The 698-nt window shown below is 70.5% G+C and carries 1 protein-coding gene; it reads left to right on the top strand.

The window, feature by feature from the left end; translation table 11 throughout:
• Window positions 1-698 (top strand): AAA family ATPase (locus DMC61_RS40940; protein ID WP_125695771.1); only part of this gene is annotated, 698 nt, incomplete at both ends.

The following is a 698-nucleotide window of genomic DNA, read 5'->3' as shown; positions in this document are numbered from 1 at the left end:
GGAGAGGATGGTGGGCCTCGAACCGGTGAAGCGTCAGGTCAAGGCGCTGTCCGCGCAGCTGAACATGGCCCGGCTGCGGGCCGGGCAGGGCCTGCCGGTGCAGCCGCCCAAACGTCACTTCGTCTTCTCCGGCCCCTCCGGCACCGGCAAGACCACCGTGGCCCGCATCCTGGGCCGCGTCTTCTACGCCCTCGGGCTGCTCGGCGGCGACCACCTGGTGGAGGCGCAGCGGGCCGATCTGGTCGGGGAGTACCTGGGCCAGACCGCCGTGAAGGCGAACGAGCTGATCGACTCCGCGCTCGGCGGCGTCCTCTTCGTCGACGAGGCGTACGCGCTGTCCAACTCCGGGTACGGCAAGGGCGACGCGTACGGCGACGAGGCGCTGCAGGTGCTGCTGAAGCGGGCCGAGGACAACCGGGACCACCTGGTGGTGATCCTGGCCGGCTATCCGGAGGGCATGGACCGGCTGCTGGGCGCCAATCCCGGGCTGTCCTCGCGCTTCACGACGCGGGTGGACTTTCCGTCGTACCGGCCGCTGGAGCTGACCTCGATCGGGGAGGTGCTCGCGGCGGAGAACGGGGACGTGTGGGACGAGGAGGCCCTCGACGAACTGCGGTCGATCGCGGGGCACGTGGTGGACCAGGGGTGGAGCGACGAGTTGGGGAACGGGCGGTTCCTGCGGACGCTGTACGAGAAGA

This window comes from Amycolatopsis sp. WAC 04169 (genome assembly GCF_003947535.1).
GTDB classification, from domain to species: domain Bacteria; phylum Actinomycetota; class Actinomycetes; order Mycobacteriales; family Pseudonocardiaceae; genus Amycolatopsis; species Amycolatopsis keratiniphila.
The sequence above is the reverse complement of the archived record's forward strand: the minus strand, read 5'-3'. Positions and strand labels throughout refer to the sequence as shown.